The sequence below is a fragment of the Burkholderia sp. ZZQ-2 genome, from assembly GCF_050768715.1.
Taxonomy (GTDB): Bacteria; Pseudomonadota; Gammaproteobacteria; order Burkholderiales; family Burkholderiaceae; genus Burkholderia; species Burkholderia cepacia.
Map to the genome: position 1 here is coordinate 37,375 of NZ_LDVA01000290.1, position 26,243 is coordinate 63,617.

General features: G+C 67.5%; 21 protein-coding genes. 16 read left to right on the forward strand and 5 right to left on the reverse strand.

The genetic code is table 11. The features are described from left to right. Nucleotides 1-3 precede the first annotated feature (3 nt). From hpnK to ABY44_RS24365, 14 genes are all read left to right on the forward strand, one after another. Complete coding sequence (gene hpnK, locus ABY44_RS24300; protein WP_060173768.1) at nt 4-888, forward strand: hopanoid biosynthesis-associated protein HpnK; 885 nt, start codon at nt 4-6, stop codon at nt 886-888. Next, complete coding sequence (locus ABY44_RS24305; protein WP_060173769.1) at nt 885-1,928, forward strand: lysylphosphatidylglycerol synthase domain-containing protein; 1,044 nt, start codon at nt 885-887, stop codon at nt 1,926-1,928. The genes hpnK and ABY44_RS24305 overlap by 4 nt, the downstream gene beginning before the upstream one ends. Nucleotides 1,929-2,015: 87 nt before the next feature. After that, the gene (locus tag ABY44_RS24310) at nt 2,016-2,573 is read left to right on the forward strand and encodes a lipoprotein (RefSeq protein ID WP_021163189.1); all 558 of its coding nucleotides are present in this window, start codon (nt 2,016-2,018) and stop codon (nt 2,571-2,573) included. A 273-nt stretch (nt 2,574-2,846) separates the two neighbouring features. Beyond that, nucleotides 2,847-3,536, forward strand: a complete 690-nt coding sequence (locus tag ABY44_RS24315; RefSeq protein ID WP_021163190.1) for an ABC transporter permease — start codon at nt 2,847-2,849, stop codon at nt 3,534-3,536. Further along, nucleotides 3,533-4,246: an ABC transporter permease gene (locus tag ABY44_RS24320; RefSeq protein WP_059695473.1), complete on the forward strand. Its 714-nt coding sequence runs from the start codon at nt 3,533-3,535 to the stop codon at nt 4,244-4,246. Before ABY44_RS24315 ends, ABY44_RS24320 begins: the two co-directional genes overlap by 4 nt. A 20-nt stretch (nt 4,247-4,266) precedes the next feature. After that, complete coding sequence (locus ABY44_RS24325; protein ID WP_021163192.1) at nt 4,267-5,067, forward strand: ABC transporter ATP-binding protein; 801 nt, start codon at nt 4,267-4,269, stop codon at nt 5,065-5,067. A gap of 22 nt (nt 5,068-5,089) precedes the next feature. Beyond that, entirely contained in the window at nt 5,090-6,130 is a 1,041-nt protein-coding gene (locus ABY44_RS24330) for a GlxA family transcriptional regulator (protein ID WP_027787973.1), read from the forward strand. Nucleotides 6,131-7,169: 1,039 nt separating this feature from the next. Next, a complete protein-coding gene (locus ABY44_RS24335) occupies nt 7,170-8,402 on the forward strand; it encodes an aspartate aminotransferase family protein (RefSeq protein ID WP_027787970.1) in 1,233 nt (410 codons plus the stop codon). A 30-nt stretch (nt 8,403-8,432) separates the two neighbouring features. Further along, nucleotides 8,433-9,485, forward strand: a complete 1,053-nt coding sequence (gene aruF / locus ABY44_RS24340) for an arginine/ornithine succinyltransferase subunit alpha (protein WP_059498074.1) — start codon at nt 8,433-8,435, stop codon at nt 9,483-9,485. Further along, entirely contained in the window at nt 9,482-10,516 is a 1,035-nt protein-coding gene (gene astA / locus ABY44_RS24345) for an arginine N-succinyltransferase (RefSeq protein WP_060173770.1), read from the forward strand. Before aruF ends, astA begins: the two co-directional genes overlap by 4 nt. 7 nt (nt 10,517-10,523) lie before the next feature. Further along, nucleotides 10,524-11,987: a succinylglutamate-semialdehyde dehydrogenase gene (gene astD / locus ABY44_RS24350; RefSeq protein ID WP_021163197.1), complete on the forward strand. Its 1,464-nt coding sequence runs from the start codon at nt 10,524-10,526 to the stop codon at nt 11,985-11,987. A gap of 14 nt (nt 11,988-12,001) precedes the next feature. Beyond that, on the forward strand, nt 12,002-13,342 hold the full coding sequence (astB, locus tag ABY44_RS24355) for an N-succinylarginine dihydrolase (RefSeq protein WP_021163198.1): 1,341 nt from the start codon (nt 12,002-12,004) through the stop codon (nt 13,340-13,342). A 7-nt stretch (nt 13,343-13,349) separates the two neighbouring features. Beyond that, nucleotides 13,350-14,393 carry a succinylglutamate desuccinylase gene (gene astE, locus ABY44_RS24360; RefSeq protein ID WP_060173771.1) on the forward strand — a complete coding sequence of 348 codons (1,044 nt, stop codon included), beginning with the start codon at nt 13,350-13,352 and terminating at the stop codon, nt 14,391-14,393. A 367-nt stretch (nt 14,394-14,760) separates the two neighbouring features. Further along, nucleotides 14,761-15,555 (forward strand): ABC transporter substrate-binding protein, encoded by a 795-nt coding sequence (locus ABY44_RS24365; protein ID WP_048024404.1) that lies wholly within the window; start codon nt 14,761-14,763, stop codon nt 15,553-15,555. 140 nt (nt 15,556-15,695) lie between these two features. Here ABY44_RS24365 and ABY44_RS24370 read toward each other — a convergent pair whose 3' ends face one another. Together ABY44_RS24370 and cdpA are read right to left on the reverse strand one after the other, a co-directional pair. Continuing rightward, nucleotides 15,696-17,195 (reverse strand): HDOD domain-containing protein, encoded by a 1,500-nt coding sequence (locus tag ABY44_RS24370; RefSeq protein WP_027787963.1) that lies wholly within the window; start codon nt 17,193-17,195, stop codon nt 15,696-15,698. Between the two features lie 25 nt (nt 17,196-17,220). Further along, nucleotides 17,221-18,963, reverse strand: coding sequence for a cyclic di-GMP phosphodiesterase CdpA (cdpA, locus tag ABY44_RS24375; protein WP_194290282.1), 1,743 nt, complete (start codon nt 18,961-18,963; stop codon nt 17,221-17,223). 279 nt (nt 18,964-19,242) lie between these two features. Here cdpA and ABY44_RS24380 point away from each other — a divergent pair, with 279 nt between their 5' ends. Continuing rightward, a complete protein-coding gene (locus ABY44_RS24380) occupies nt 19,243-19,794 on the forward strand; it encodes a peroxiredoxin (RefSeq protein WP_021161764.1) in 552 nt (183 codons plus the stop codon). Nucleotides 19,795-19,904: 110 nt separating this feature from the next. Here ABY44_RS24380 and ABY44_RS24385 read toward each other — a convergent pair whose 3' ends face one another. Beyond that, on the reverse strand, nt 19,905-20,534 hold the full coding sequence (locus tag ABY44_RS24385) for an NAD(P)H-binding protein (protein ID WP_027787962.1): 630 nt from the start codon (nt 20,532-20,534) through the stop codon (nt 19,905-19,907). A 239-nt stretch (nt 20,535-20,773) separates the two neighbouring features. Here ABY44_RS24385 and ABY44_RS24390 point away from each other — a divergent pair, with 239 nt between their 5' ends. Then, nucleotides 20,774-22,258: an NYN domain-containing protein gene (locus ABY44_RS24390; protein WP_060173772.1), complete on the forward strand. Its 1,485-nt coding sequence runs from the start codon at nt 20,774-20,776 to the stop codon at nt 22,256-22,258. 139 nt (nt 22,259-22,397) lie between these two features. On the opposite strand, the gene ABY44_RS24395 is transcribed toward ABY44_RS24390, so the two are convergent. Both ABY44_RS24395 and ABY44_RS24400 read right to left on the reverse strand, forming a co-directional pair. Then, entirely contained in the window at nt 22,398-22,790 is a 393-nt protein-coding gene (locus tag ABY44_RS24395) for a VOC family protein (RefSeq protein WP_059486628.1), read from the reverse strand. 105 nt (nt 22,791-22,895) lie between these two features. Then, a complete protein-coding gene (locus ABY44_RS24400) occupies nt 22,896-26,204 on the reverse strand; it encodes an efflux RND transporter permease subunit (RefSeq protein ID WP_059695488.1) in 3,309 nt (1,102 codons plus the stop codon). Nucleotides 26,205-26,243: the final 39 nt, after the last annotated feature.

The window sequence follows — 26,243 nt, forward strand, 5'->3', positions numbered from 1 at the left end:
TCCGTGGCGACGCAGCGGGCGGCGCGGGCGCTGATCTTCACCGCGGACGACTTCGGGCTGCACCCGCGCGTCAACGCGGCAGTCGAACGCGCGCACCGCGACGGCGTGCTGAACGCCGCGAGCCTGATGGTCGGCGCGAGCGCCGCACCGGATGCGATCGAGCGCGCGCGGCGGCTGCCGTCGCTCGCGGTCGGTCTGCATCTCGTGCTCGCGGACGGGCCGGCCACGCTGCCCGCGCATGAGATTCCCGCGCTCGTCGGCCCCGACGGGCGGTTCGGCGACGCGATGGCGAAGGACGGCTGCCGCTTCTTCTTCCTGCCGCACGTGCGGGCGCAGCTGCGCCGCGAGATTCGCGCGCAGTTCGACGCGTTCGCGGCGAGCGGCCTGCCGCTCGATCACGTGAACGCGCACAAGCATTTCCACCTGCATCCGACCGTGCTGTCGCTGATCATCGAGATCGGCCGCGACTACGGGCTGCGCGCGGTGCGGCTGCCGTACGAGACGAGCGCGCCCGCGCTGCTCAAGCCGTGGATCGCGCTCGTGCGCGCGCGGCTCGACCGGGCGGGGCTCGCGCACAACGACTACGTGGTCGGCATCGAGCATACGGGCGCGATGGACGAGGCCGTGCTGCTCGACGCGCTGGCCAAGCTGCCGCCGGGCGTCGGCGAGATCTACTGCCATCCGGCCGAGGCCGGCGACGGCCCGATCACGCCGACGATGGCCGGCTACCGTCCGGTGGACGAACTCGATGCGCTGCTGTCGCCGCGCGTCGCGGCCGCGCTGAAGGCCGCGGGCGTCGCGACCGGCGGTTTTGCCGACGTGTTCGGCCAGCCTGCGTCGCGGCGCGGCGGGCAGGCGTCGCGCGCACCGGGAGCGCAGCCGTCATGATCAAGTGGATCAAATGGCTCGGCTGGCCGCTCGGCATCGGCATCCTGCTGGCGCTGGGGCTGCACGAAGGCATCGGCGACGTGTCGCAGATGCTCGCGCGCGCCGGTTACGCGCTGCTGTGGCTCGTACCGTTCCACGCGCTGCCGCTGCTGCTCGACGCCTACGCGTGGCACCTGCTGCTCGACAGGCGCTCGTCGCTGCCGTTCCTCTGGTGGATCGCGACCGTGCGCGAAGCCGTGAACCGGCTGCTGCCGGTGGTCGGGATCGGCGGCGAGCTGGTCGGCATCCGGCTCGCGCGCTGGCAGGTGCCCGACGCGAGCCGCGTGACGGCGTCGGTGATCGTCGAGGTGCTCGTGACGATCGTCGTCCAGTATGCGTTTGCCGCGCTCGGCCTCGTGCTGCTGCTCGCGACGACGGACAACATGGGCGGCGGCACGATCGGCCTCGCGCTGCTGCTGACGCTGCCGCTGCCGGTGCTCGGCGTCGTGCTGATGCGCCGCGGCGGGATCTTCCACGCGATCGAGCGTTTCGCGGGCCGCCTGCTCGGCGATTCGCACCGGCTGCTGCAGGGCGTCGACGGCAAGCGCCTCGATGCCGACATCGATGCGCTGATGTCGCGCACGGGCCTGTTGTTCAGCGCGTTCTTCTGGCAGCTGGCCGGCTACGTGCTCGGCGCGCTCGAGATCTACTGGGCGCTCGCGCTGCTCGGCCATCCGGTGTCGATCGGCGGCGCGATCGCGATCGAGGCGATGACGCAGGCCGTGCGCCATGCGGCGTTCATGGTGCCGGGCGGCCTCGGCGTGCAGGAGGCGACCGTCGTGCTGCTCGCGCAGATGTTCGGCGTCGACCGCGAGACGGCGCTGTCGCTCGCGCTGGTCAAGCGTGGCCGCGAGGTGCTGTTCGGCTGCCTCGCGCTCGGTTCGTGGCAGCTTGCCGAACTCGTGCGCACGCGCCGCAGCATCGGTGCGCCGCCGGCCGTGCCGCGCGCGCCGCACGCGACGGGCCGCGTGGCCGAAACCGAATCCGAAACGATGCATTGACCACGAGACGGGCCGCGCGCCCGTCTCGCGCTTTTGGCGTCGCGCGGGTATCCTTGCCGCGTGTTTTCTCGACGCGCATTTCTTCCGATGAATTTCCGTTTCCGGCTGCTCCCCGTGACGATGCTGGCCGCCGCGCTGGCGCTGACCGGCTGCGACGACAAGCAAGGCAACCTCGACGTGCAACGTATCAGGGACTTCTTCAACGCGATCAAGCCCGCGCCGCTGCTGCTGAAGGGGCTGAAGGCCGGCGAATCGACCGAGGCCGACGTGCGCGGCACGATGGGCAAGCCCGAGACCGAGCGCGACTTCACCGACGGCTCGAAGCGTCTCGAATACCCGCGCGGCCCGATGGGCAACCAGACGTGGTTCGTCGACCTCGATGCGAACGGCCGCTACACGGGCGCGACGCAGGTGCTGACCGCCGAGAATTTCGCGAAAGTGCGCCCGGGGATGAACGAGGACGAGGTGCGGCGCCTGCTCGGCAAGCCCGGCGACATCGCGCAGTATCCGCTCAAGCCCGAGACGGTCTGGAGCTGGCGCTGGCTCGAGGACGGCGTCAACACCGACGCGTTCTTCAACGTCCATTTCGGCCCGGACGGGCTCGTCTACACGACTTCGCGCTCCGACATCCTGAAGGGGCGGTAAGCCCGACCGTCTTCTTCGGCGCTATATCGAAAAAGCGACCGGAAAATTGCAAAAAGTCCGCTTCCCTGGCCGTTATCCGGTTGTCAGGGAGCGGCTTTTTTCCTTTTGAAACAGCGGTGTAGGTCGCGGTTGAAAATGATGGGACGGATTGTTGCGACGCAGCAATCGCGTGCCGGGTGATTTGAGGCAATCAATTTCGCTTGCGACTATCCGCGTCAGCCCGGCGCGGGACAGGCAGACGCGTCGGCATCCATTCCAACTCTGGAGACGCGCGTGTTCCTTTACGGCTTTGGTCCTGTCCTCTGGGCCGGCACCGTGCAGACCATCGAGCTGTCGGTGCTGTCGCTCGCCACTGCGGTGGCGCTGGGGCTGATCGGCGCGGTGGCGAAGCTGTCGCACAACCGGGTGCTGCGAGCGATCGCGACCGGTTATACGACGCTGATCCGCTCGGTGCCCGATCTCGTCCTGATGCTGCTGCTGTTCTACAGCATCCAGATCTGGCTGAACCAGTTCACCGACTTCGTCGGCTGGGACCAGATCGACATCGACCCGTTCGTGGCCGGCGTGCTCACGCTCGGCTTCATCTATGGCGCGTACTTCACCGAGACGTTCCGCGGCGCGTTCCTGTCGGTGCCGCGCGGCCAGCTCGAAGCCGGTGCGGCTTACGGGATGAGCGGGATGCGCGTGTTCGTGCGGATCATGTTTCCGCAGATGATGCGTTTTGCGCTGCCGGGCATCGGCAACAACTGGCAGGTGCTCGTGAAGGCCACCGCGCTGGTGTCGATCATCGGTCTCGCGGACGTCGTGAAGGCCGCGCAGGACGCCGGCAAGAGCACGTTCAACATGTTCTTCTTCATCCTCGTCGCGGCGCTGATCTATCTCGCGATCACGACCGTTTCCAACCTCGTGCTGATCCAGCTCGAGAAGCGTTATTCCATGGGCGTGCGGCACGCAGAACTATGATCGAGATCCTCCAGGAATTCGGCCAGGCGTTCCTTTACTGGGACGGCCAGCGCCTCTCCGGCCTCGCGGTGACGCTGTGGCTGCTCGTCGCGTCGATTTCGCTCGGCTTCGTGTGCGCGGTGCCGCTCGCGGTCGCGCGCGTGTCGAAGAAGAAGTGGGTGTCGACGCCGGTGCGGTTCTACACGTACGTGTTCCGCGGCACGCCGCTCTACGTGCAGTTGCTGCTGCTGTACACGGGCATGTACAGCCTCGAGTTCGTGCGGTCGCACTCGCTGCTCGACGCGTTCTTCCGCAGCGGCTTCAACTGCGCGATTCTCGCGTTCGCGCTGAACACCTGCGCATACACGACCGAGATCTTCGCGGGTGCGATCCGCGCGATTCCGCACGGCGAGGTCGAGGCGGCGCGGGCATACGGAATGTCGCCGTTCACGATGTACCGCCGCGTGATCCTGCCGTCGGCGCTGCGCCGCGCGCTGCCGCTGTACAGCAACGAGGTGATCCTGATGCTGCACGCGACCACCGTCGCGTTCACGGCGACCGTGCCGGACATCCTGAAGGTCGCACGCGATGCGAATTCCGCGACCTACATGGCGTTCCAGTCGTTCGGAATCGCCGCGCTGATCTATCTTGCGGTATCGTTCGCACTCGTCGCGGCGTTTCGCCGCGCGGAGCGCCACTGGCTCGCGTATCTCGCGGCCGCCCGTCATTGATTCACTTCGAGGAGAGCCAGTTGGCCGAGATCACTCAAACGAGCGCGTCCGCTTCCACCAAGCTTGCCGCGGTCGACATTCACAAGCGCTACGGCGACAACGAGGTGCTCAAGGGCGTATCGCTGAACGCGAAGGCCGGCGACGTCATCAGCATCATCGGCGCGAGCGGCTCGGGCAAGAGCACGTTCCTGCGCTGCATCAATTTTCTCGAGCGGCCGAATGCGGGGCAGATCGTCGTCGACGGCGAGACCGTGCGCACGAAGACCGACCGCGCCGGTGCGCTCGAAGTCGCCGATCACAAGCAGCTTCAGCGCATCCGCACGAAGCTCGCGATGGTGTTCCAGCACTTCAACCTCTGGGCGCACATGAACGTGCTCGAGAACGTGATGGAAGCGCCGGTGCACGTGCTCGGCATTTCGAAGAAGGAAGCCGAGGAGCGTGCGCGCGAGTACCTGGAGAAGGTCGGCTTGCCGCCGCGCGTCGAGAAGCAGTATCCGTCGCATCTTTCCGGTGGCCAGCAGCAGCGCGTGGCGATTGCGCGCGCGCTGGCGATGCATCCTGACGTGATGCTGTTCGACGAGCCGACGTCGGCGCTCGACCCGGAACTGGTGGGCGAAGTGCTGAAGGTGATGCAGAAGCTCGCCGAGGAAGGCCGCACGATGATCGTCGTCACGCACGAGATGGGTTTCGCGCGCAACGTGTCGAATCACGTGATGTTCCTGCATCAGGGGCGGACCGAGGAAGAGGGCGATCCGAAGGAAGTGCTGGTACGCCCGCAGAGCGAGCGGCTGAAGCAGTTCCTGTCGGGCAGTCTCAAGTAACGCGACAGGGCGGGTTTCATACGTGGTACCGGTGTCTCGTCCCGCAGGCGCCACCCGCACGATGCAGGTGGCGATCGTTGCATTGCCGCCCGTGTCGATGTCGGGCGTGGGTCCGATCGTCGATGCGCTGAACCTCGCGAACGAGATCGACGGGCGGCTGCTGTATCGCTGGCAGGTGTGTTCGTGGGACGGGCGGCCCGTGCCGCTTGCCGGCGGTGCGCAGTGGCATGCCGATGCGGCGTTCAACGATGCGATCGCGTGCGACTGGGTCATCGTCGTGTCGGAGCGGTTTCAGCAGTTTGCCGACTATCGGTTGTTTCTCGCGAGTCTCGCGCGGGTCGGGCAGCGCACGCCGCTCGTGACCGGAATTCATCACGGCGTGTGGTGGCTGGCGATGGCCGGGCAGCTTTCCGGGTACCGGGTGAGCGTGAACTGGGAGACGTATCAGCAGTTCGCCGAACAGTTCGAGCGGTCGATCGTCACGCAGCAGATCTTCGAGATCGATCGGGACCGCGCGACGTGCGCGGGTGGGCAGGCTACCGTGGATTTCATGCTGGCCATGATTGGCCGGGAACATGGGGCGGACCTCGCGGAGCGGATTGCCGATGCACTCGGGGTCGGGACTTTGCGGAGCGGCGAAGAGCGGCAGCGGATTCCCTTTGTGACTGCGCCGGGCGAGCGGCATCCTCGGTTGAACGATGCGTTGCTGCTCATGGAAGCCAATGTCGAGGATCCGTTGACGACCGACGAGATCGCCGAACTCGTCGGCGTTTCACGCCGGCAGCTCGAGCGGCTCTTTCGACAGTATCTCGGGGCGATGCCCTCGAAGTATTACCTCAACCTCCGGTTGCTCAAGGCCCGGACTCAGTTGCAGCGGACCAGCAAGTCGGTTGTGCAGGTTAGCCTCGCCTGTGGGTTTTCTTCTGCTGCGCATTTTTCCAACGCGTACCGCGAGAGGTTCGGGGTCACGCCTCGGGAGGATAGGCGAGCGTGGCTCGAGAAGCAGACCGGCGGGGGCAGTGAACCGCGGGGTGGGGCGCTCGTCGAGCGTGGGAAGGATTGATTTCAGGTTTTTTTGCAGTGCGCTTGCTTTTGTCGTGAAGCACTTGTGAGCTTGTCGGTCTATTAGCGTCGCCCCTGCGCGGGGCGGCGGTTACTTTTCTTTGTCTTGCCAAAGAAAAGTAACCAAAAGAAAGGCGCTGGGAAAACGCATGACTTCCCGGTGCCATGGTCGTCAGAGTGGTTCACACCTAAGTGTCCGCGCCAGTCAGGAACGCGGAGTGGTTCGAGCAATGGTTCTGACGCCACTCCCTACCCAACAGAGCGGTATACCGCCCGCTAGCTCCATCCTCGCTTCGCTCGGCTGCAAGGTACCTCCCGTCGCGTTTCATGCCCTCGCTGCTTCTGCCCGCGCTGATCAGCAGATCGGACACTCTCTTTGCTCACACCATTCGTACCTGTCGGACTGCTTGTCATCGGTACGTGTTTGATACCGTCGGTGGCGTGTGTTTTCGTGATGGGTCGCTGCGTCCCTTTTTCCTTGTGAATGAGGGTGTGCCCTTGATTTGCTGAGTTCGGGGTACTTGCGCGTGCGATTGCCGGGAGGATTGACCTTATGCGCCACTGGAGGGGGTGTACCTGTCGGCCGAGCGAAGCGAGGGCGGAGCTTGCGGGTGGTATACCGCTCTGTTGGGTAGGGAGTGGAGTCAGAACCATTGCTCGAACCACTCCGCGTTCCTGACTGGCGCGGACACTTAGGTGCGAACCACTCTGACGACCATGGCACCGGGAAGTCATGCGTTCTCCCAGCGCCTTTCTTTTGGTTACTTTTCTTTGGCAAGACAAAGAAAAGTAACCGCCGCCCCGCGCAGGGGCGACGCTAATAGACCGACAAGCTCACAGGTGCTTCACGACAAAGGCAAGCACACGACCCACAAGCCCCAAAACCAGACAAGCTTCCACGCCCTCCGCCCGGAGAGAGGGCAAAATAAAGCGCACTATCCGCTTCCGATAGAACCCGTCGCAATTCCGCAAGACGCTTGCGTCACCCTTACCTAAACTTGATCCTGTTGAACCCTCTTACGAAACCGAAAGGAACGACCATGACGACCTCGACCGTGACCCGCCAGACATTCGATGAAGTGATGGTGCCGGTATTTTCTCCCGCGCCGTTCGTGCCGGATCGCGCAGAGGGCTCCCGCGTGTGGGACACGGCCGGCCGCGAGTACATCGATTTCGCGTGCGGCATCGCGGTGACGTCGCTCGGCCACGGCCACCCGGAACTGCTGAAAGTCCTGGACGAGCAAAGCCGCAAGCTCTGGCACATCGGCAACGGCTACACGAACGAGCCGGTGCTGCGCCTTGCAAAGCGCCTCGAATCGCTGACCTTCGCCGACCGCGCGTTCTTCGCGAACTCGGGCGCGGAAGCGAACGAAGCCGCCCTGAAACTCGCGCGCCGCGTCGCGTTCGACCGCCACGGCGCCGACAAGGTGGAAATCATCTCGTTCGTGCAGTCGTTCCACGGCCGCACGTTCTTCACGGTCAGCGTCGGCGGCCAGCCGAAGTACTCGGAAGGCTTCGGCCCCGTGCCGGCCGGCATCACGCATCTGCCGTACAACGACATCGAAGCCGCGAAGGCCGCGATCGGCCCGCAAACCTGCGCAGTGATCGTCGAGCCCGTGCAAGGCGAAGGCGGCGTGATCCCGGCCGATCCGGCATTCCTGAAGGCACTGCGCGAAGCCTGTGACGCGAACGACGCGCTGCTGATCTTCGACGAAGTGCAAACGGGCGTCGGCCGCACGGGCCAGTTCTACGCGTACATGGACACGGGCGTCACGCCGGACATCCTCACGACCGCCAAGGCGCTCGGCAACGGCTTCCCGATCGGCGCGATGCTGACGACCAACGAACTGGCCGCGCACTTCAAGGTCGGCGTGCACGGCACGACGTACGGCGGCAACCCGCTCGCATCGGCGATCGCCGACAAGGTCGTCGAACTGATCGGCGACCCGGCACTGCTCGAAGGCGTGCGCGAACGCAGCGTGCGCCTGAAGGGCGCGCTCGAGCGCATCAACGCACGCTTCGGCATCTTCAAGGACGTGCGCGGCAAGGGCCTGCTCGTCGGCGCGGAACTCACTGCCGCATTCGATGGCCGCGCGAAGGACTTCGTCACCGCGGCAGCAGAAAACGGCCTGATCATGCTGATCGCCGGCCCGAACGTGCTGCGCTTCGTCCCGTCGCTGGTGATCCCGTTCGACCTGCTCGACGAAGGCGTCAAGCGCTTCGAGAAGGCCGTCGAACAAGTGCTCGCCGCCCAGGAAGCCACCGCGCGCTGATCGGCGCACCCATCGCAGACAGGAACGACGATGCTATTTGTTCGCCCCGGCAAACTCACGGATCTCGATGCGCTCGCGCACATGGCGCGCACCGCGCAACCGGTCCTGCACTCGCTGCCGCACGACCGCGCGGCGCTCGAAGCGCGCGTGGCGCTCTCGGAGGATTCGTTTCGCGCGGACGTCGACTTCGCCGGCGAGGAGTTCTATCTCTTCGTGCTCGAGGATTCGTCGACGGGCAAGCTGCTCGGCACGGCGAGCATCGTGGCCGCGGCCGGTTACTCGGAACCGTTCTACGCGTTCCGCAACGACGCCTTGATCCACGCGTCGCGCGAGCTGCACGTGAACCGCAAGATCCACGCGCTCACGATGTCGCACGAGCTGACCGGCAAGAGCCGGCTCGCGGGCTTCTACGTCGATCCGTCGCTGCGCGGCGACGCGGCCGCGCACCTGATCTCGCGCGCCCGGATGATGTACATCGCCGCGAACCGCCGCCGCTTCACGCCGGAAGTGTTCACGCTGCTGCTCGGCGTGAGCGACGACACGGGCGCGTCGCCGTTCTGGGAAGCGGTGGGCCGCAAGTTCTTCGGCCGCAACTTCACCGACGTCGACATCGCGTCGGGCGGCCGCAGCCGCACCTTCATCGCGGAAGTGATGCCGGCGTATCCGCTCTACGTGCCGCTGCTGCCGGAAGCCGCGCAGCGCGTGCTCGGCGAGCCGAACGAATCGGCATTGCTCGCCTACGACATCCATCTCGAGGAAGGCTTCGAGCCCGACCGCTTCGTCGACATCTTCGACGCGGGCCCGGTGCTCACCGCGCAGGTCGACCGCACCGCGTGCGTGAAGCACGGCACGGAGCGCGTCGTGCGCGAAGCCGCGCACCAGCAGGGCGACGTTGCGTACATGGTGTCGACGGGCAGCGGCGAATCGTTCCGCTGCGTGCTGGCCGACCTGCCGGGCGATGCGGCTGACGCACCGCTCGCCGGCGACGTGCGCGCGGCACTCGATGTGAAGGATGGCGATGTCGTGCGCTGCGTGCCACTGCACCGCCGCGACGATGAAGATTTGAAGGGAGACGCAGCATGATCGTCGTTCGGGTCGTACAAACGGGCGACGTCGACGCGCTCGTGTCGCTCGCGAAGGAAACCGGGCCGGGCCTGACCACGTTCAAGCCCGACCGCGACGCGCTCGCCGCGCGCATCGAGCGCACGCGCCGCACGCTCGAGGGCGAGGCAGCGGCCGGCGAAGCCGGCTACTTCTTCGTGATGGAGGATTCGGCGACGGGCGACATCGCGGGCGTATGCGGGATCGAGTCGCAGGTCGGCCTCGAACAGCCGTTCTACAACTACCGCGTGAGCACGGTCGTGCATGCGAGCCAGGAGCTCGGCGTGTGGACGCGCATGCACGCGCTGAACATCTCGCACGACCTGACCGGCTACGCGGAAGTGTGCTCGCTGTTCCTGAGCCCGCGTTATCGCACGGGCGGCGTGGGCGGCCTGCTGTCGCGCTCGCGCTTCATGTTCATCGCGCAGTTCCGCGAACGCTTCCCGGAACGCATCTGCGCGGAACTGCGCGGCCACTTCGACGACGACGGCACGTCGCCGTTCTGGCGCGCCGTCGGTTCGCACTTCTACCAGATCGATTTCAACGCGGCCGACTATCTCAGCTCGCACGGCCGCAAGTCGTTCCTCGCGGAACTGATGCCGCGCTATCCGGTGTACGTCGACCTGCTGCCGCAGGACGCGCAGGACGCGGTCGGCCTCACGCACCGCGACACGCTGCCGGCCCGCAAGATGCTCGAGGCGGAAGGGCTGCGCTACCAGAACCACGTCGACATCTTCGACGCGGGCCCGGTGCTCGAATGCCACGTGAACGACCTGCGCACGGTGCGCGAGAGCGTCGTCGTGCCGGTAGCGATCGGCGTGCCCGACGCGCAGGGCGACCATCCGCCGACGTCACTCGTGTCGAACACGTCGCTCACCGATTTCCGCGTCGGCGTCGCGCCGGGCGTGGTCGCGAACGGCTCGTTCGTGCTGTCGGCCGACGATGCCGCCGCGCTCGACGTGAAGGCCGGCGATCCGGTCCGCGTGCTGCCGCTCAAAGTCAAACAGGGATAAACGAATCATGACGGAACTCTTCATCGACGGCGCCTGGGTCGCAGGCTCGGGCCCCGTGTTCGCTTCGCGCAACCCGGGCACCGACGAGATCGCATGGCAGGGCGAAAGCGCGTCGGCGGCCGACGTCGACCGTGCGGTCGCGAGCGCGCGTCGCGCATTCGCCGGCTGGTCGGCGCTCGACTTCGAATCGCGCTGCGCGATCGTCAAGCGTTTCGCTGCATTGCTCAATGAACGCAAGGAAGCGATCGCGACCGCGATCGGCCGCGAGACGGGCAAGCCGCTGTGGGAAGCGCGCACCGAAGTCGCGTCGATGGCCGCGAAGGTCGGCATTTCGATCCAGGCCTACCAGGAACGCACCGGCGAGAAGCGCCAGGATATGGCCGACGGCGTCGCGGTGCTGCGCCACCGCCCGCACGGTGTCGTCGCGGTGTTCGGCCCGTACAACTTCCCCGGCCACTTGCCGAACGGCCATATCGTGCCCGCGCTGATCGCCGGCAATGCGGTCGTGTTCAAGCCGTCGGAGCTCGCGCCGGGCGTCGCGCGCGCGACGGTCGAGGTGTGGCAGGAAGCCGGGCTGCCGGCCGGCGTGCTGAACCTCGTGCAGGGCGAGAAGGACACGGGCATCGCGCTCGCGAATCACCGGCAGATCGACGGGCTGTTCTTCACCGGCAGCTCGGATACCGGCACGCTGCTGCACCGCCAGTTCGGCGGCCGTCCGGAAATCGTGCTTGCGCTCGAGATGGGCGGCAACAATCCGCTCGTGATCGGCGAAGTCGAGGACATCGACGCGGCCGTCCATCACACGATCCAGTCGGCGTTCCTGTCGGCCGGCCAGCGCTGCACGTGCGCGCGCCGCATCTTCGTGCCGCAGGGCGCGTTCGGCGACCGCTTCCTCGCACGCTTCGCCGACGTCACGTCGAAGATCACGGCCGACGTGTTCGACGCCGATCCGCAGCCGTTCATGGGCGCGGTGATCTCGGCGCGCGCGGCCGCGAAGCTCGTTGACGCGCAGTCGCGCCTGATCGAGCAGGGCGCGAAGCCGATCATCGCGATGACGCAGCGCGATCCGCGCCTGGGCTTCGTGAACGCGGCGATCGTCGACGTGACGGGCGTGGCGAACCTGCCCGACGAAGAACACTTCGGCCCGCTCGCGCAGATCGTCCGCTACGCGACGTTCGACGAAGCGATCGAGCGCGCGAACGACACGGCGTTCGGCCTGTCCGCCGGCCTGCTGGCCGACGACGCGAACGCATGGGACCACTTCCGCCGCACGATCCGTGCGGGGATCGTCAACTGGAACCGTCCGACCAACGGCGCATCGTCCGCCGCGCCGTTCGGCGGCACCGGCCGCTCGGGCAACCATCGCCCGAGCGCGTACTACGCGGCCGACTATTGCGCGTATCCGATGGCGTCGGTGGAAAGCACGCAACTGACTTTGCCCGCGAGCCTGTCGCCGGGCCTGCACTTCTGATCGAGGGAACGACGATGAACGCACAAGAAGCCAATTTCGACGGGCTCGTCGGCCCGACCCACAACTACGCCGGCCTGTCGTTCGGCAACGTGGCGTCGCTCAACAACGAGAAGTCGGCCGCGAATCCGAAGGCCGCCGCGAAGCAGGGGCTGCGCAAGATGAAGCAGCTCGCGGATCTCGGCTTCGCGCAAGGCGTGCTGCCGCCGCAGGAGCGGCCGTCGCTGCGCCTGTTGCGCGAGCTCGGCTTCTCGGGCAAGGACGCGGACGTGATCGCGAAGGCCGCGAAGCAGGCGCCCGAACTGCTCGCCGCCGCGAGCTCGGCATCGGCGATGTGGACCGCGAACGCGGCCACCGTCAGCCCGTCGGCCGACACGAGCGACGGCCGCGTGCACTTCACGCCGGCGAACCTGTGCAGCAAGCTGCATCGCGCGATCGAACACGAAGCGACGCGCCGCACGCTGTCGACGCTGTTCGCCGATCCCGCGCACTTCGCGGTGCACGAAGCGCTGACCGGCACGCCGGCACTCGGCGACGAAGGCGCGGCGAACCACACGCGCTTCTGTGCCGAATACGGCAAGCCGGGCATCGAGTTCTTCGTGTACGGCCGCGCGGAATATCGCCGCGGCCCCGAGCCGAAGCGCTTCCCGGCACGCCAGACGTTCGAGGCGAGCCGCGCGGTCGCGCATCGCCACGGGCTCGCCGAAGAGGCGACGGTGTATGCGCAGCAGGACCCGGACGTGATCGACGCGGGCGTGTTCCACAACGACGTGATCTCGGTCGGCAACCGCGACACGCTGTTCACGCACGAGCGCGCGTTCGTCAACAAGCAGGCGATCTACGATACGCTGACCGCCGCGCTCGACGCACGCGGCGCGCGCCTGAACGTGATCGAGGTGCCCGAGGCGGCCGTGAGCGTGAACGACGCGGTCACGTCGTATCTGTTCAACAGCCAGCTGCTGTCGCGCGCGGACGGCTCGCAAGTGCTCGTCGTGCCGCAGGAATGCCGCGAGAACGGGAACGTCGCGGCTTATCTCGACGAACTCGCGGCCGGCAACGGCCCGATTCACGACGTGCTCGTGTTCGACCTGCGCGAAAGCATGAAGAACGGCGGCGGCCCCGCCTGCCTGCGCCTGCGTGTCGTGCTGAACGACGCGGAACGCGCGGCCGTCACGTCGAACGTGTGGATCAACGACACGCTGTTCACGTCGCTCGACACGTGGATCGACCGGCACTATCGCGATCGCCTCGCACCGGAAGACCTCGCCGATCCGGCGCTGCTCGACGAATCGCGCACGGCGCTCGACGAGCTCACGCAGATCCTGCGCGTCGGTTCGCTGTATGACTTCCAGCGCTGAGGCACGGATGCCGGCCAACGCGCTGCTCGACGACTTCCTCGCGTTCACGCTGGCCGGTAGCGCGCCGTCCGTGACGGACGGCACCTGCGCGGCCGGCGCCGTGCGCTGGTCATGGCGCGGCGACGGTCTGCTCGCGCTCGAACCGGCCGCGGCCGCCGGCGCGGCGTGCCCGAGCGTGCTCGTGTCGGCCGGCGTGCACGGCGACGAAACGGCGCCGATCGAGCTGCTGTCGATGCTCGTGCGCGATCTCGCATCGGGCGCGCTGCCGCTCGCGTGCCGGCTGCTCGTCGTGCTCGGCAACGTGCCGGCGATGCGTGCGGGCGAGCGTTATCTCGACGACGACCTGAACCGCCTGTTCAGCGGCCGTCATGCGCAGGTGCCCGCCAGCCGTGAAGCACCGCGCGCCGCGCAGCTGGAAGCGGCCGCCGCCGCGTTCTTCGCGGACGCGCCGGCCGGCGCCGCGCGCTGGCACATCGACATGCACACGGCGATCCGCGCGTCGGTGTTCGAGCAGTTCGCACTGCTGCCGCACACGGGCACGCCGCCGACGCGCACGATGTTCGAATGGCTCGGCGACGCGCGGATCGCGGCCGTGCTGCTGCATACCGCGAAGGGCAATACGTATTCGCATTTCACGGCCGAGCACTGCGGCGCGCTCGCGTGCACGCTGGAACTCGGCAAGGTGCGCCCGTTCGGCCAGAACGACCTGACGCGCTTCGCACCGGCCGATCGTGCGGTGCGCCAGCTCGTGTCGGGCGCGGGGGGAGATGCGGTCGCGCAGGGCGATCATCCGCCGCTGCCGCGCGTGTTCACGGTGATCGACCAGATCACGAAGCAGAGCGATGCGCTCGAGCTGTTCGTCGCGGCCGACGTCGCGAACTTCACCGCGTTTGCACGCGGCACGGTGCTCGCGCAGGACGGCGACTACCGCTACACGGTGACGCACGACGAGGAACGGATCGTGTTTCCGAACCCGACCGTGAAGCCGGGCCTGCGCGCGGGCCTGCTCGTCGTCGACACGACCCGCGAGACGCTCGCGGCGCTCGTTTGAGCGCATGTCCCGACCGGCTGCTGATTGCGCTGCCGTGACGGCACGCGGCGCGCGCCTGACCCGCAACCTGTCGGTATCCCGTCGTCGCCCGCATGCCGGGGCCGACGGCACGCGCCCCCCCGGCTTGCGTATTTGCGACACCGTTTTGCAAGTTCGGCGGATCGCCTGACCGGCGCCGCGCACGCAGCGCAGCATCGCGCGACGTCGCCCGCTTTGCCATATCGGGCCGCGCGGATTGGTACAATCGCGGCCTTGCGGCTGTTGCGCCGCATCACGGCGTGGCATCGCGATTGTCGTGGTCATCCGACCCTGCAATGATGCAAGCGCCCGTAGTTCCGGAACATTCGAGTATCGAGGAGAGCACCTGATGAAGTTGGATTGGCGTAAAGTGGCCGCGCATGCGGTGGTGGCGGCATCGGCGGTGGCGGCAGGCAGTGCGGTTGCCGCGGATCTGAAGGAGATCCGGTTCGGCGTCGAGGCCTCGTACGCACCGTTCGAATACAAGACGCCCGACGGCAAGCTGACCGGCTTCGACATCGACATCGGCAACGCGGTGTGCGCGAAGCTGAAGACGAAGTGCGTGTGGGTCGAGAACGACTTCGACGGCCTGATCCCGGCGCTGCAGGCGCGCAAGTTCGATGCGATCAACTCGGACATGACGATCACCGACCAGCGCAAGCATGCGATCGCGTTCACTGATCCGATCTACACGATTCCGAACCAGCTGATCGCGAAGCAGGGCAGCGGCCTGCTGCCGACCCCGCAATCGCTGAAGGGCAAGCGCGTCGGCGTGCTGCAGGGCACGATCCAGGAAGCGTACGCGAAGAAGAAGTGGGCGCCGGCAGGTGTCGAGGTCGTGCCGTACCAGACGCAGGATCTGGCCTACGCCGACCTGAAGTCCGGCCGTCTCGACGCGACGTTCCAGGACGCGGAAGCCGGTTCGAAGGGCTTCCTGGCGAAGCCGCAAGGCCAGGGCTTCGCGTTCGCGGGCGGTACCGTGAGCGACGCCGAGATCCTCGGCTCGGGCGTTGGTTTCGGCCTGCGCAAGAACGACGCGGCGCTGAAGACCGCGCTCGATCAGGCGCTGAAGGACCTGAAGGCCGACGGCACGATCGACAACCTCGCGAAGAAGTACTTCAGCGTGCCCGTGACGCTCAAGTAAGCGTTGCGTTCGATCGCACGATGCAAGCAAACCGGCCGCTCATGCGGCCGGTTTGCTTTTGCAGGCGGGGAACGGTGTGAAACAGGATGCGCAACAGGGTGTGAAACCGCCGAAAACGGCGGGGAGCGGCCGGCGCCGCGTCACGCCGGAAAGAACCGGCCCAGTTCGCGCGCGAGCTCGTTGAGCACGCCCATCTCCTGCTGCGTGATCTTGCGCGCGGGCTGCGCGCCGGCCCAGTCGCCGTACAGCAGCGCGACGGTCGTCGTGCCGACGCGCACGGGCAGCAGCACGAACGCGCGCGTGTCGTCGAACGCGTCGAGATACCACGCGGGCAGGCGCTTGAGCATCTTCGGCTCCCGTGCCTGCTCGATGAAGATGCCGACCGAGTTCGAGATCGCGAGATGAAACACGTCCGGCTCGAAGCGCTCGTCGAAGCGCAGCCGGTCGAGCATCGTATCGACGCCGGGGCCGAAGCCGAGGCGCGCGGCGAACATGCCGTCGTCGTGACGCACGAACATCACGGTGCGCGTGAACGCGAGGCCGGCCAGCAGGCTTTCCGACGCGAGCGCGAGTACCGGCGTCAGCACGTGCTCGGACGGCAGCGCGCGCAGGTCCGCGAGGCCGGCTTCGAGGCATGCCTCGGGCTCGGCCTGCGCGCGCGCGATCGCATCGGCGTTCGCGCGCAGCTCGACGATCTCGCGCATCATGGTGTCGCTCGCTTCCTCGCGCGCGAGCCGCTCGGCGATCTCGACGAGCGCGTCGGGTTCCATGCCGAGTTCCGCGCCGTAGTGCTGCGCGAGCGCCGCGATGCGCGCGTCGCGCTGCGGGCTCGCGGGCATCACGAGCGCGCCCGCGACGTCGGTCGAGCAGCGGCTGATCTCACGCAGCCAGCGGACGCGTTCGGTCGGGCCGTCGTCGGACACCTCGCCCGCGTCGAGGTCGTCCTCGTCGTTGCCGAACGCGTCGGTGCGGACCACGTGGTCGTGGTCGGCCATCCCCGCGCGGATCACGTCGGGCAGCCGCCAGCGCGCGGCCGCCTCGAGCCCGATCTCGTCGAAGCCGACGCCGAGCACGTCGATGCAGGCGGCCGCTTCGTCGCCGTTCAGTTCGGCCGCGCGGCGGCGGATCCGGTCCCATTCGCTGTCGAGATAGCAGACCACGAGCAGCTTGCCGACCTGGCGCATCAGCGTGCAGACGACGGCTTCCTCGCCCGCGCGCAGCTCGACGCGTTCGGTGAGCTTGCGTGCGACGCAGCCGGACAGCAGCGCGCGGTTCAGTTCGAGCTTCGCGTCGATGCGCCGCGGCGTGCTGTGGTGGAAATGGTCGACGAGCTTGAGCCCGACGACCAAATGGCCGACGGCATCCATGCCGAGCACCATCAGTGCGCGGGTCACGGTCGTGATGTTGCCGCCGAACGCCATGTACATCGCGGAATTCGCGAGCCGCAGCACTTTCTGCGTGAGTGCGAAGTCCGACAGCACGACGCGCACGAGCGCGGTGAAGTCGAGGTCGTCGTTCTTCATCGCGGCCATCGTCGCGCGCAGCGATTCCGACAGCAACGGGAAATCGCCCCGTTCGTTCATCCGGGCCCACAGCTTGTCGAGCAACGCGGTGCGGGGCAGGTGTTCGGTGATTGACATACGGATCTGTCCGGTTCGCCGCGCGTCAGGCGGCGGCGTGCAGGTGCAGCTGATGGGCCTCGAAGCGCCGCGCAAGCTCCTCGGACGGCAGCGCCTGGCAGACGAGCCAGCCCTGGATATGGTTGCAGCCCATTTCCGTCAGCAATTCGCGCTGCGCCTCGGTCTCGACGCCTTCCGCGACGAGCTCGAGATCGAGCGTCTGCGCGAGGCCGACCACGGCCGACACGATCGCGCGGTCGTTGCGCGAGGTCAGCAGGTTCTCGACGAAACTGCGATCGATCTTCAGCTTCGCGAGCGGGAAGCGCTGCAGATACGCGAGGCTCGAATAACCGGTACCGAAATCGTCGATCGCGAAGCGGATGCCGAGATCGGTCAGCTCCTCGAGCAGCCCCTTCGCCTGCGCGGGATCGTGCATCAGCAGGCTTTCGGTGATCTCGAGCACAATGCGGCGCGGGTCGATGCCCGTCAGCGCGATCGCCTCGCGCACGCTTTGCGTGAAGCGCGGGTCGCGGAACTGCTGCGGCGACACGTTGACCGCCACGTACTGCAGCGCGAGCCCCTGGCGGTCCCAGGCGACGAGCTGCATACACGCGGCCTTGAGCACCCAGTTGCCGAGATAGTTGATCAGGCCGATCGATTCGGCGAGCGGAATGAAGGTCGCCGGCGGCACGAGGCCGTGCACCGGATGGCGCCAGCGGATCAGCGCCTCGACGCCGACCACCGCGCCCGACTGGCTGCGCGTGATCGGCTGGAAATGGAGCGAAAACTCGCCGTTGCGCACGCCGTCGTACAGGTCGGCTTCGAGCTTCAGCCGTTCGGCGTCCGCCGGGTCGTCGACGGGCGCGTGGAACGCGAGCGCGTTGCCGCCCGACGCCTTCGCCTGCGCGAGCGCGTGATCGGCACGGCGCAGCAGCGGGCTGTGGTGCTGCGCGCGATGCGGGGCGGCGCGCTCGTCAGGGTAGAGCGCGATGCCGATGCTCGCGGACAGGTGTACGGTCTGCCCCTGGTACACGTAAGGCTGGCGCACCGCGGCCTGCAGCCGGCGTGCGAGTGCATCGGCGGCATTGCTCGCCTGCGTGCGGTCCGGCGCACTGAGCACGACCGCGAACTTGTCACTCGCGACGCGCGCGAGCTGTTCGTTCTGCGTGACGAGCGCCTTCAGCCGCTGCGCGGTTTCGCGCAGCAGCGTGTCGCCCGCGTCGTAGCCGAGCGCGCGGTTGATCCGCTGGTAGTCGTCGAGGTCGAGCAGCAGCAGCGCCGCGCAGGTGCCGCCCTCGTCGGCGGCCTGCTGCGCGCGCATCAGCGCGGGCACGAGCGCGGACAGGTTGTCGAGGCCCGTCATCGGGTCGTGGTGCATCTCGTAGGTCAGGCGCGCCTCGAGCGCGCGCCACGACGACACGTCGAACGCCGCGATCGCGAACCCGTCCACCCCATGGTGGCGGCTCTTGAACGCGCGGATCTCGACGTCGAGCGGGTAGGTCAGCGATTTCACGATGCACATCGTCGCCTTCTCGACCTGGCCGGAACGCGCGGCGCGCGCAAGCAGGCCTTCGAGCGCCGCGGTATCCTGTTCGGCGATCAGGTCGCGCAGCGTCAGCGTGTGCAGGTAGTCGCGGTGGTAGCCGATGAAGCGCAGGCTTGCGTCCGATACGTAAAGAAAACGCAGTTCGCGGTCGACATGGGCGAGGAAATCCACCGTGCCAACCGTCTGTTCCAGCCAGTTGCGTACGGAGTCGTCGCGGCGCGGGGCGCCGGCGCGCGCGGGCATCAGCGCGCCGCCCGACCAGGCGAAGCGGCGCAGCGTATGCAAGGCGCTGCGCCAGGAGCCCTTGCGTGACGTCTGTTTCCTGTTGGCTTCCATGTTTCTCGCTGACGTGAAGGGCTGGAACCGGTTGTCCGGAAGGAATAACGGCAGACTGTGCGGAATCTTTAACGGGCCGGGCGCGGATGGCGCTGCCGCAGGTCCGAATCGGTCACGCAAGTGTTCGACAGGCGAACGCCTGCGTGGCCCACATCGAGGCTGACTTTATAAGAAATGAGGATGCAGATGAAGCGAAAACTGTTGCTGGGCGCCGCCGTGGCGGCGCTGGTGGCCGGTCATGCACTGATGGCGCAGGCGGAACTGAAGCCGGGCGCCGCGGCGCCCGATTTCACGACGCAGGCGTCGCTGGGCGGCAAGACCTACACCTACGCGCTCGCGGACGCGCTGAAGCAGGGGCCGGTCGTGCTCTATTTCTACCCGGCTGCGTTCACGAAGGGCTGCACGATCGAGGCGCACGCGTTCGCGGACGCAGTCGACCGTTACAAGGCTTACGGCGCGACGGTGATCGGCGTATCGGCCGACAAGATCGACACGCTGACGAAGTTCTCGGTGAGCGAGTGCCGGAGCAAGTTCCCGGTCGCGGCTGATCCGGACGCGAAGATCATCCGGGAATACGACGCGAAACTGCCGGCGATCGACCGCGCGAACCGCGTGTCCTACGTGATTTCTCCGGAAGGGAAGATTCTCTACGAATACACGAGCATGTCGCCCGACAAGCACGTCGAGAACACGCTTGCCGCGGTGAAGGCGTGGGCCGACGCGCATCCGAAGCAGTAAACGGACACCGGGGCACCGGGGCACCGCGTGCGTCAAGCGTCGAGGTGGCCCGTCGTGCGGGCCGCCGGTACGGATCGGCGCGCCGCCGCGCGGCGGCGCGCGTGAGGGCGCTAGGCGCGCAAGGCCTGCTCGATCGGCACGCTGCCGCCGACGAAGCCGACGATCTTGCGCGAGATGCCGAGCTTGATCGCCTCGATCGCGGCCCAGGCGACGTCCTGGCGTGACACGGGCGGGGCGCCGTCGAACCACGCGTCGGTCAGCGCGATCTTGCCGACGCCCGGATCGTCCGTGAGCGGGCCGGGGCGCAGGATCGCGTAGTCGACACCCGACGCGATCACGCGATCGTCGCCTTCGCGCTTCATCTGCGAATAGTGGCGCAGCGCGTCCGGGCCGAGTTCGGGCCGGTACGCGGACAGCGAGCTGATCACCACGAGCTTCTGCGCGTTGTAGGCCAGCGTGTATTCGGCCGCACGGGCGACCGCGTCGCGGTCGACCTGCTCCTCTTCGGCCGCGCCTTCCGATTCGGCCGAGCCGGCTGCGTAGATCACGTGCGTGATGCCCTGGAATGCGTGCGAGAAATCGTTCGTCAGATCGGCCTCGACCACCCGCGCGCCCGCCAGCGCATAGCCGTGCCGGCGCACGAGCGCCGTGACCTCGAACTCCGGCTGCTTGAGCAGCAGATCCGCGCAGGCCTGGCCCGTTCGGCCGGTCGCGCCAATCAGCAGTACCTTCGTCGTCATGAAACCGCTCCTTGCTCGATGCGTCGTCCTCCCAGATAGGGACGGACGACCGATAACTCAAGTGTAATGTCGATTTGCCCGTACGGCGGGTGTGTATTAAGGGGCGTACCGGCGACGGGCCTTCCTGCCGCCATTCGTTCACACGGATGCGGGAATGACGCGCCGACCGGCTATCATGTGCGCGATGCATTTTTCGCCGCTACGTCATACAACGCAGCGGCCCACCGGTTGGAGTACACATGGCATTACCCCTGGACAACGTCAGCATGGCCGTGTTCTGCGACTTCGAGAACGTCGCGCTCGGCGTGCGCGACGCGAAGTACGAGAAGTTCGACATCAAGCCCGTGCTGGAGCGCCTGCTGCTGAAGGGCAGCATCGTCGTGAAGAAGGCCTATTGCGACTGGGATCGCTACAAGGGCTTCAAGGCGTCGATGCACGAGGCGAGCTTCGAGCTGATCGAGATTCCGCACGTGCGCCAGTCGGGCAAGAATTCGGCCGACATCCGGCTTGTCGTGGATGCGCTCGACCTCTGCTACACGAAGTCGCACGTCGATACGTTCGTGATCATCAGCGGCGACTCGGATTTTTCGCCGCTGGTGTCGAAGCTGCGCGAGAACGCGAAGAAGGTGATCGGCGTCGGCGTGAAGAAATCGACGTCGGACCTGCTGGTCGCGAACTGCGATGAATTCATCTTCTACGACGATCTGGTACGTGAGCAGCAGCGCACGCTCGCGAAGCGCGAACAGCAGCAGCGCGCGGGCAACGGCGGCGCGAAGCGGCCGGACGAGCCGGCGGCGTCGCGCAAGCACGACCTGGACGCGCGCAAGGCCGAGGCGATCGCGCTGGCCGTGGAGACGTTCGACGCGCTCGCGTCGGAGCGGGACGACGTCGGCAAGATCTGGGCGTCGGTGCTGAAGAGCGCGATCAAGCGTCGCAAGCCGGATTTCAACGAGTCGTACTACGGATTCCGCGCGTTCGGCAACCTGCTCGACGAGGCGCAGGCGCGCGGCCTGCTCGAAGTGGGGCGTGACGACAAGTCGGGTGCGTTCGTGTCGCGGGCACGCCAGTCGGCGGCTGCGGAGCAGGTTGCGCAGGCCGGCGAAGGCGGGGCTGCACACCACGGCGGCCACCACGGCGCGCGCGCGGCGGAGCCGGCGCGGGCCGGCCGCGAGCCGCGACGTCGCGAGCAGCGGGCGGAAGCCGTCGTGCATGAAACGGTGCAGGTCGACGCGGACGACGCGGCGATGGCCGAATCCGCCGAAGCCACCGAAATCGCGGCAGTCGTGCCGGCAGAAACGATCGAAGTCGTGGAAGCGGTCGAATCAGCCGAGGCGCACGGCGACGCGAAGGATGGCCGCAAGCGTGCGCGCAAGAGCGCGGCGAAGAAGACCGGCGCGAAGAAGGGCGCCGCCGCGAAGAGCGCAGGCCGTGAGTCGGCCGGGAGGCCGGACGACGCCGGGCATGGCGCGGCGAAGCACGGCGGCGACAAGCACACGCACGGCAAGCATGCGGGCGACCCGCATCGCGACCCGGAGCAGGGCGACATGTGGCCCGCCGCGGTGACGCACACCGAGCCGGCGGCAGGCGATGTCGGCGGCGAGGTGGTTGCCGCGCCGGCCGGGGCGGCTGTCGAGGCGCCCGCCGAAGCCAAGCCGAAGAAACCGGCCCGCAAGGCGGCACCGCGCGCGCGGCGGCCGCGCAAGACGGCGGCAGCGGCCGAGTAATGGTTGCCGAGTGATGGTCGAGTAGCGGCCGAGCCGGGTAGTGGCCCGGTAACGTCCCCCGGCCGGGTGTCGTCCGAAGCAGGTCGGCACCCGGGCCGGTTTCTCGCAGCGCAACAACGGCCGGCGCAATGCCGGCCCGTCAGCCGAGCTGACCGTTCAGCGCATAAGGCTGCGTCATCACTTCGAGGAAGTGGCCGTCCGGATCGTCGAAATACACGCCGCGGCCGCCGTTGTGGCGGTAGATGTCATCGGGTTGCCGCTTCGCGGGATCGGCCCAGTGCGGCAGCCCGCGCTCGCGGATGCGTGCCAGCACGCGGTCGAAGCCGGCTTCGTCGAGCAGGAACGCGTAATGCTGCGACCGGATGTCCCCTGCCTGTTCGTAGAAATCGAGCGACACGCCGTTGTCGAGCGGCACGACCAGCATTGCGCCGAACGGCGTCGGCGGCGGCAGTTCCAGAAGCTCGGTGAGGAAGCGGCTCGACGCGCGCTTGTCGCGACACCAGACGATCGTATGGTTGAGCTGGACGTTCATGGCGTGTCCCCGTGAAGGGTCCCGCGGTGGGCATGGACTCACGATAGCCGATCGCTGCCGATGCGCAAGCGCGGCAAGCGGCCGCCCGGCGGGCGGCCGCTCCCATCACTCCCCGGCGACGGCCGGCCCGCCGGAATTCCCGCGGCGGTTGCGCCGCTTCTCGGCCCAGACGCGGAAACGGTCCATGTACAGGTAGACGACCGGCGTCGTATAGAGCGTCAGCACCTGCGACACGATCAGGCCGCCGGCGATCGCGATCCCGAGCGGCGCGCGCAGCTCGGCGCCGTCGCCGCTGCCGAACGCGAGCGGCAGCGCGCCGAACAGCGCGGCCATCGTCGTCATCATGATCGGGCGGAAGCGCAGCAGGCACGCCTCGTGGATCGCGTCGAGCGACGATTTGCCGTAGTGGCGCGTCTGGTCGATCGCGAAGTCGACCATCATGATCGCGTTCTTCTTCACGATACCGATCAGCAGGATCACGCCGATCAGCGCGATGATGCTGAACTCGGTCTTGAACAGCAGCAGCGCGAGCAGCGCACCGACACCGGCCGACGGCAGCGTCGACAGGATCGTGATCGGGTGGATGTAGCTCTCGTACAGGATCCCGAGCACGATATAGACGGCCAGCAGCGCCGCGAGGATCAGGATCGGCTGGTCGTTCAGCGACTGCTGGAACGCCTGCGCGGTGCCCTGGAAGCTGCCGACGATCGTCGGCGGCACGCCGACCTGCGCCATCGTCTGATAGATCACCTGCGTCGCCTGCGACAGCGACACGCCGGGCGGCAGGTTGAACGAGATCGTCGTCGCGACGAACAGCCCCTGGTGGTTGACCGACAGCGGTGTCGTGCTCGGCCCGAACGTCGCGATCGCCGACAGCGGGATCATCGTCGACTTCGACGTCGACACCGACGCACCCGACGACGCGCTCGACTTGCCGCTCGCCGCGATCGCGTTGAGCGCCTGGTTGCGCGCGGAGTCCGACGCGATCGCCGCGGCGCTCTGCGCGGCCGTGCCGGCGCTCGAGGTGCCCGCCGACGTCGCGACGTAGGTGCCGGCCGCCGCGTTGGTGGTCTGCGAGCCGTTCGCGCTGCCGCCCGACGTGCTGACCCACACCTGGTTCAGCATCTCGGGGCTCTGCCAGTATTTCGGCGCGACTTCCATCACCACGTGGTACTGGTTCAGCGGGTTGTAGATCGTCGAGACCTGGCGCTGGCCGAATGCGTCGTACAGCGTATTGTCGATCTGCGCGGGCTTGATGCCGAACCGCGCGGCCGTCGCGCGGTCGATCGTCACCATCGCCTCGAGGCCGCCTTGCTGCTGGTCCGAGTTCACGTCGGTCAGCTCGGGGCGCTTCTGCAGCGCCTCGGTCAGGATCGGCCCCCACTTGTACAGGTCGGCGCTCGAATCGCCGAGCAGCGTGAACTGGTACTGCGCGTTGCTCTGCCGGCCGCCGACGCGGATGTCCTGCGCCGCCTGCAGGAACGTGCGCGCACCCGCGACGTCGGCCAGCGGCGGGCGCAGTTGCTGGATCACCTGGTCGGCCGTCAGCTTGCGCTCGGTACGATCCTTCAGCGTGACGAACATGAAGCCCGAGTTGGTCTGCGTGCCGCCGGTGAAGCCCGCGACGCTCTTCACGTTCGGGTTGCCCTGCACGATCCGCATCATCTCGGAGAACTTCAGCTTCATCGCCTGGAACGACGTCGACTGGTCGGCCTGGATGCCGCCGATCATCAGCCCGGTGTCCTGCTGCGGGAAGAAGCCCTTCGGCACGACGATGTACAGGTAGACGTTCAGCCCGATCGTTGCGACGAGCGTCAGCAGGATCAGCAGCGGCCGGCGCAGCGCCCACGACAGCGAGCGTTCGTAACCGCGCTGCATGCGGCTGAAACAGCGTTCCAGGAATCGCGCGAAGCGGCCTTCGTTCTGCGGTTCGTGCGACTCGGGGAGCAGGCGCGCGCACATCATCGGTGTCACCGTGAGCGACACCGCGAGCGATACCGCGATCGCAAGCGACAGCGTCAGCGCGAACTCGCGGAACAGGCGCCCGACGATGCCGCCCATCAGCAGGATCGGCAGGAACACCGCGACGAGCGAGATGCTCATCGACAGCACCGTGAAGCCGACCTCGCGCGCGCCGTCGAACGCGGCCTGCATGCGCGACTTGCCGTTCTCGATATGCCGCGAGATGTTCTCGAGCACGACGATCGCATCGTCGACGACGAAGCCGGTCGCGACGATCAGCGCCATCAGCGACAGGTTGTCGATCGAGAAGCCGAGCAGGTACATCGCGCCGAACGTGCCGACGATCGAGATCGGCACCGCGACGCTCGGGATCAGCGTCGCGCGCCAGTTGCGCAGGAACAGGAACACGACCATCACCACGAGGCTGATCGCGATCAGCAGCGTGTGCTCGGTGTCCTTCAGCGATGCGCGAATGGTGGTCGAGCGGTCGAGCACGGGCGTGACCGTGATGTCGGCCGGCAGCGACGCGGTGAGCTGCGGCAGCGCCGCGCGTACGCGGTCGATCGTATCGATGATGTTCGCGCCGGGCGAGCGGTAGAGGATCACGAGCACCGCGCGCTTGCCGTTCGACAGGCCGAGGTTGCGGAGATCCTCGACCGAATCGACGACGTCGGACAGGTCGGACAGCCGCACGGCCGCGCCGTTGCGATACGCGACGACGAGGTCGCGGTATTGCGACGCCTCGGACGCCTGGTCGTTCGTATAGAGCTGGTAGCGCTGCGGGCCGAACTCGATCGCGCCCTTCGGCGCGTTGGCGTTTGCGGAGGCGAGCGCCGCGCGCACGTCCTCGAGGCCGATCCCGTAGTGGAACAGCGCCTGCGGCTCGAGCTCGACGCGCACGGCCGGGTTCGCGGAGCCGCTCACCGACACCTGGCCGATCCCGTCGATCTGCGACAGCGACTGCTGCAGCACCGTCGACGCGGCGTCGTACAGCTTCGCGGGCGACGAGGTCTCCGACGTCAGCGACACGACCATGATCGGCGAGTCGGCCGGGTTGACCTTGCGGTAGGTCGGGTTGCTCTTCAGCGCGGCGGGCAGGTCGGCGCGCGCCGCGTTGATCGCGGCCTGCACGTCGCGGGCGGCGCCGTCGATGTCGCGGTTCAGCCCGAACTGCAGGATGATCCGGGCATTGCCGACGGTGCTCGTCGACGTCATTTCGGAGACGTCGGCGATCGAGCCGAGGTGCCGCTCCAGCGGGCTCGTCACGCTGGTCGCGACGGTCTCGGGGCTCGCGCCGGGCAGCGACGCCTGCACCGAGATGGTGGGGAAGTCGACCTGCGGCAGCGGCGACACCGGCAGCTTGACGAACGCGAACAGGCCCGCGAGCGCCACGCCGATCGCGAGCAGTGTCGTCGCGACGGGGCGGGTGATGAAGGGGCGCGACAGGTTCATGTCGGCACTCGCTGGGCCGCCGCGTATTCCGACGGATGC

Excerpts from the sequence above, each read along its gene's own strand:
- cdpA (WP_194290282.1), bottom strand. The coding sequence starts at position 18,963 with ATGCCCGCGCGCGCCGGCGCCCCGCGCCGCGACGACTCCGTACGCAAC.
- ABY44_RS24385 (WP_027787962.1), bottom strand. The coding sequence starts at position 20,534 with ATGACGACGAAGGTACTGCTGATTGGCGCGACCGGCCGAACGGGCCAG.
- astA (WP_060173770.1), top strand. The coding sequence starts at position 9,482 with ATGATCGTCGTTCGGGTCGTACAAACGGGCGACGTCGACGCGCTCGTG.
- ABY44_RS24390 (WP_060173772.1), top strand. The coding sequence starts at position 20,774 with ATGGCATTACCCCTGGACAACGTCAGCATGGCCGTGTTCTGCGACTTC.
- astE (WP_060173771.1), top strand. The coding sequence starts at position 13,350 with ATGCCGGCCAACGCGCTGCTCGACGACTTCCTCGCGTTCACGCTGGCC.
- ABY44_RS24320 (WP_059695473.1), top strand. The coding sequence starts at position 3,533 with ATGATCGAGATCCTCCAGGAATTCGGCCAGGCGTTCCTTTACTGGGAC.
- astD (WP_021163197.1), top strand. The coding sequence starts at position 10,524 with ATGACGGAACTCTTCATCGACGGCGCCTGGGTCGCAGGCTCGGGCCCC.
- ABY44_RS24395 (WP_059486628.1), bottom strand. The coding sequence starts at position 22,790 with ATGAACGTCCAGCTCAACCATACGATCGTCTGGTGTCGCGACAAGCGC.
- aruF (WP_059498074.1), top strand. The coding sequence starts at position 8,433 with ATGCTATTTGTTCGCCCCGGCAAACTCACGGATCTCGATGCGCTCGCG.
- ABY44_RS24335 (WP_027787970.1), top strand. The coding sequence starts at position 7,170 with ATGACGACCTCGACCGTGACCCGCCAGACATTCGATGAAGTGATGGTG.
- astB (WP_021163198.1), top strand. The coding sequence starts at position 12,002 with ATGAACGCACAAGAAGCCAATTTCGACGGGCTCGTCGGCCCGACCCAC.
- ABY44_RS24310 (WP_021163189.1), top strand. The coding sequence starts at position 2,016 with ATGAATTTCCGTTTCCGGCTGCTCCCCGTGACGATGCTGGCCGCCGCG.
- ABY44_RS24380 (WP_021161764.1), top strand. The coding sequence starts at position 19,243 with ATGAAGCGAAAACTGTTGCTGGGCGCCGCCGTGGCGGCGCTGGTGGCC.
- ABY44_RS24370 (WP_027787963.1), bottom strand. The coding sequence starts at position 17,195 with ATGTCAATCACCGAACACCTGCCCCGCACCGCGTTGCTCGACAAGCTG.
- ABY44_RS24365 (WP_048024404.1), top strand. The coding sequence starts at position 14,761 with ATGAAGTTGGATTGGCGTAAAGTGGCCGCGCATGCGGTGGTGGCGGCA.
- ABY44_RS24305 (WP_060173769.1), top strand. The coding sequence starts at position 885 with ATGATCAAGTGGATCAAATGGCTCGGCTGGCCGCTCGGCATCGGCATC.
- ABY44_RS24400 (WP_059695488.1), bottom strand. The coding sequence starts at position 26,204 with ATGAACCTGTCGCGCCCCTTCATCACCCGCCCCGTCGCGACGACACTG.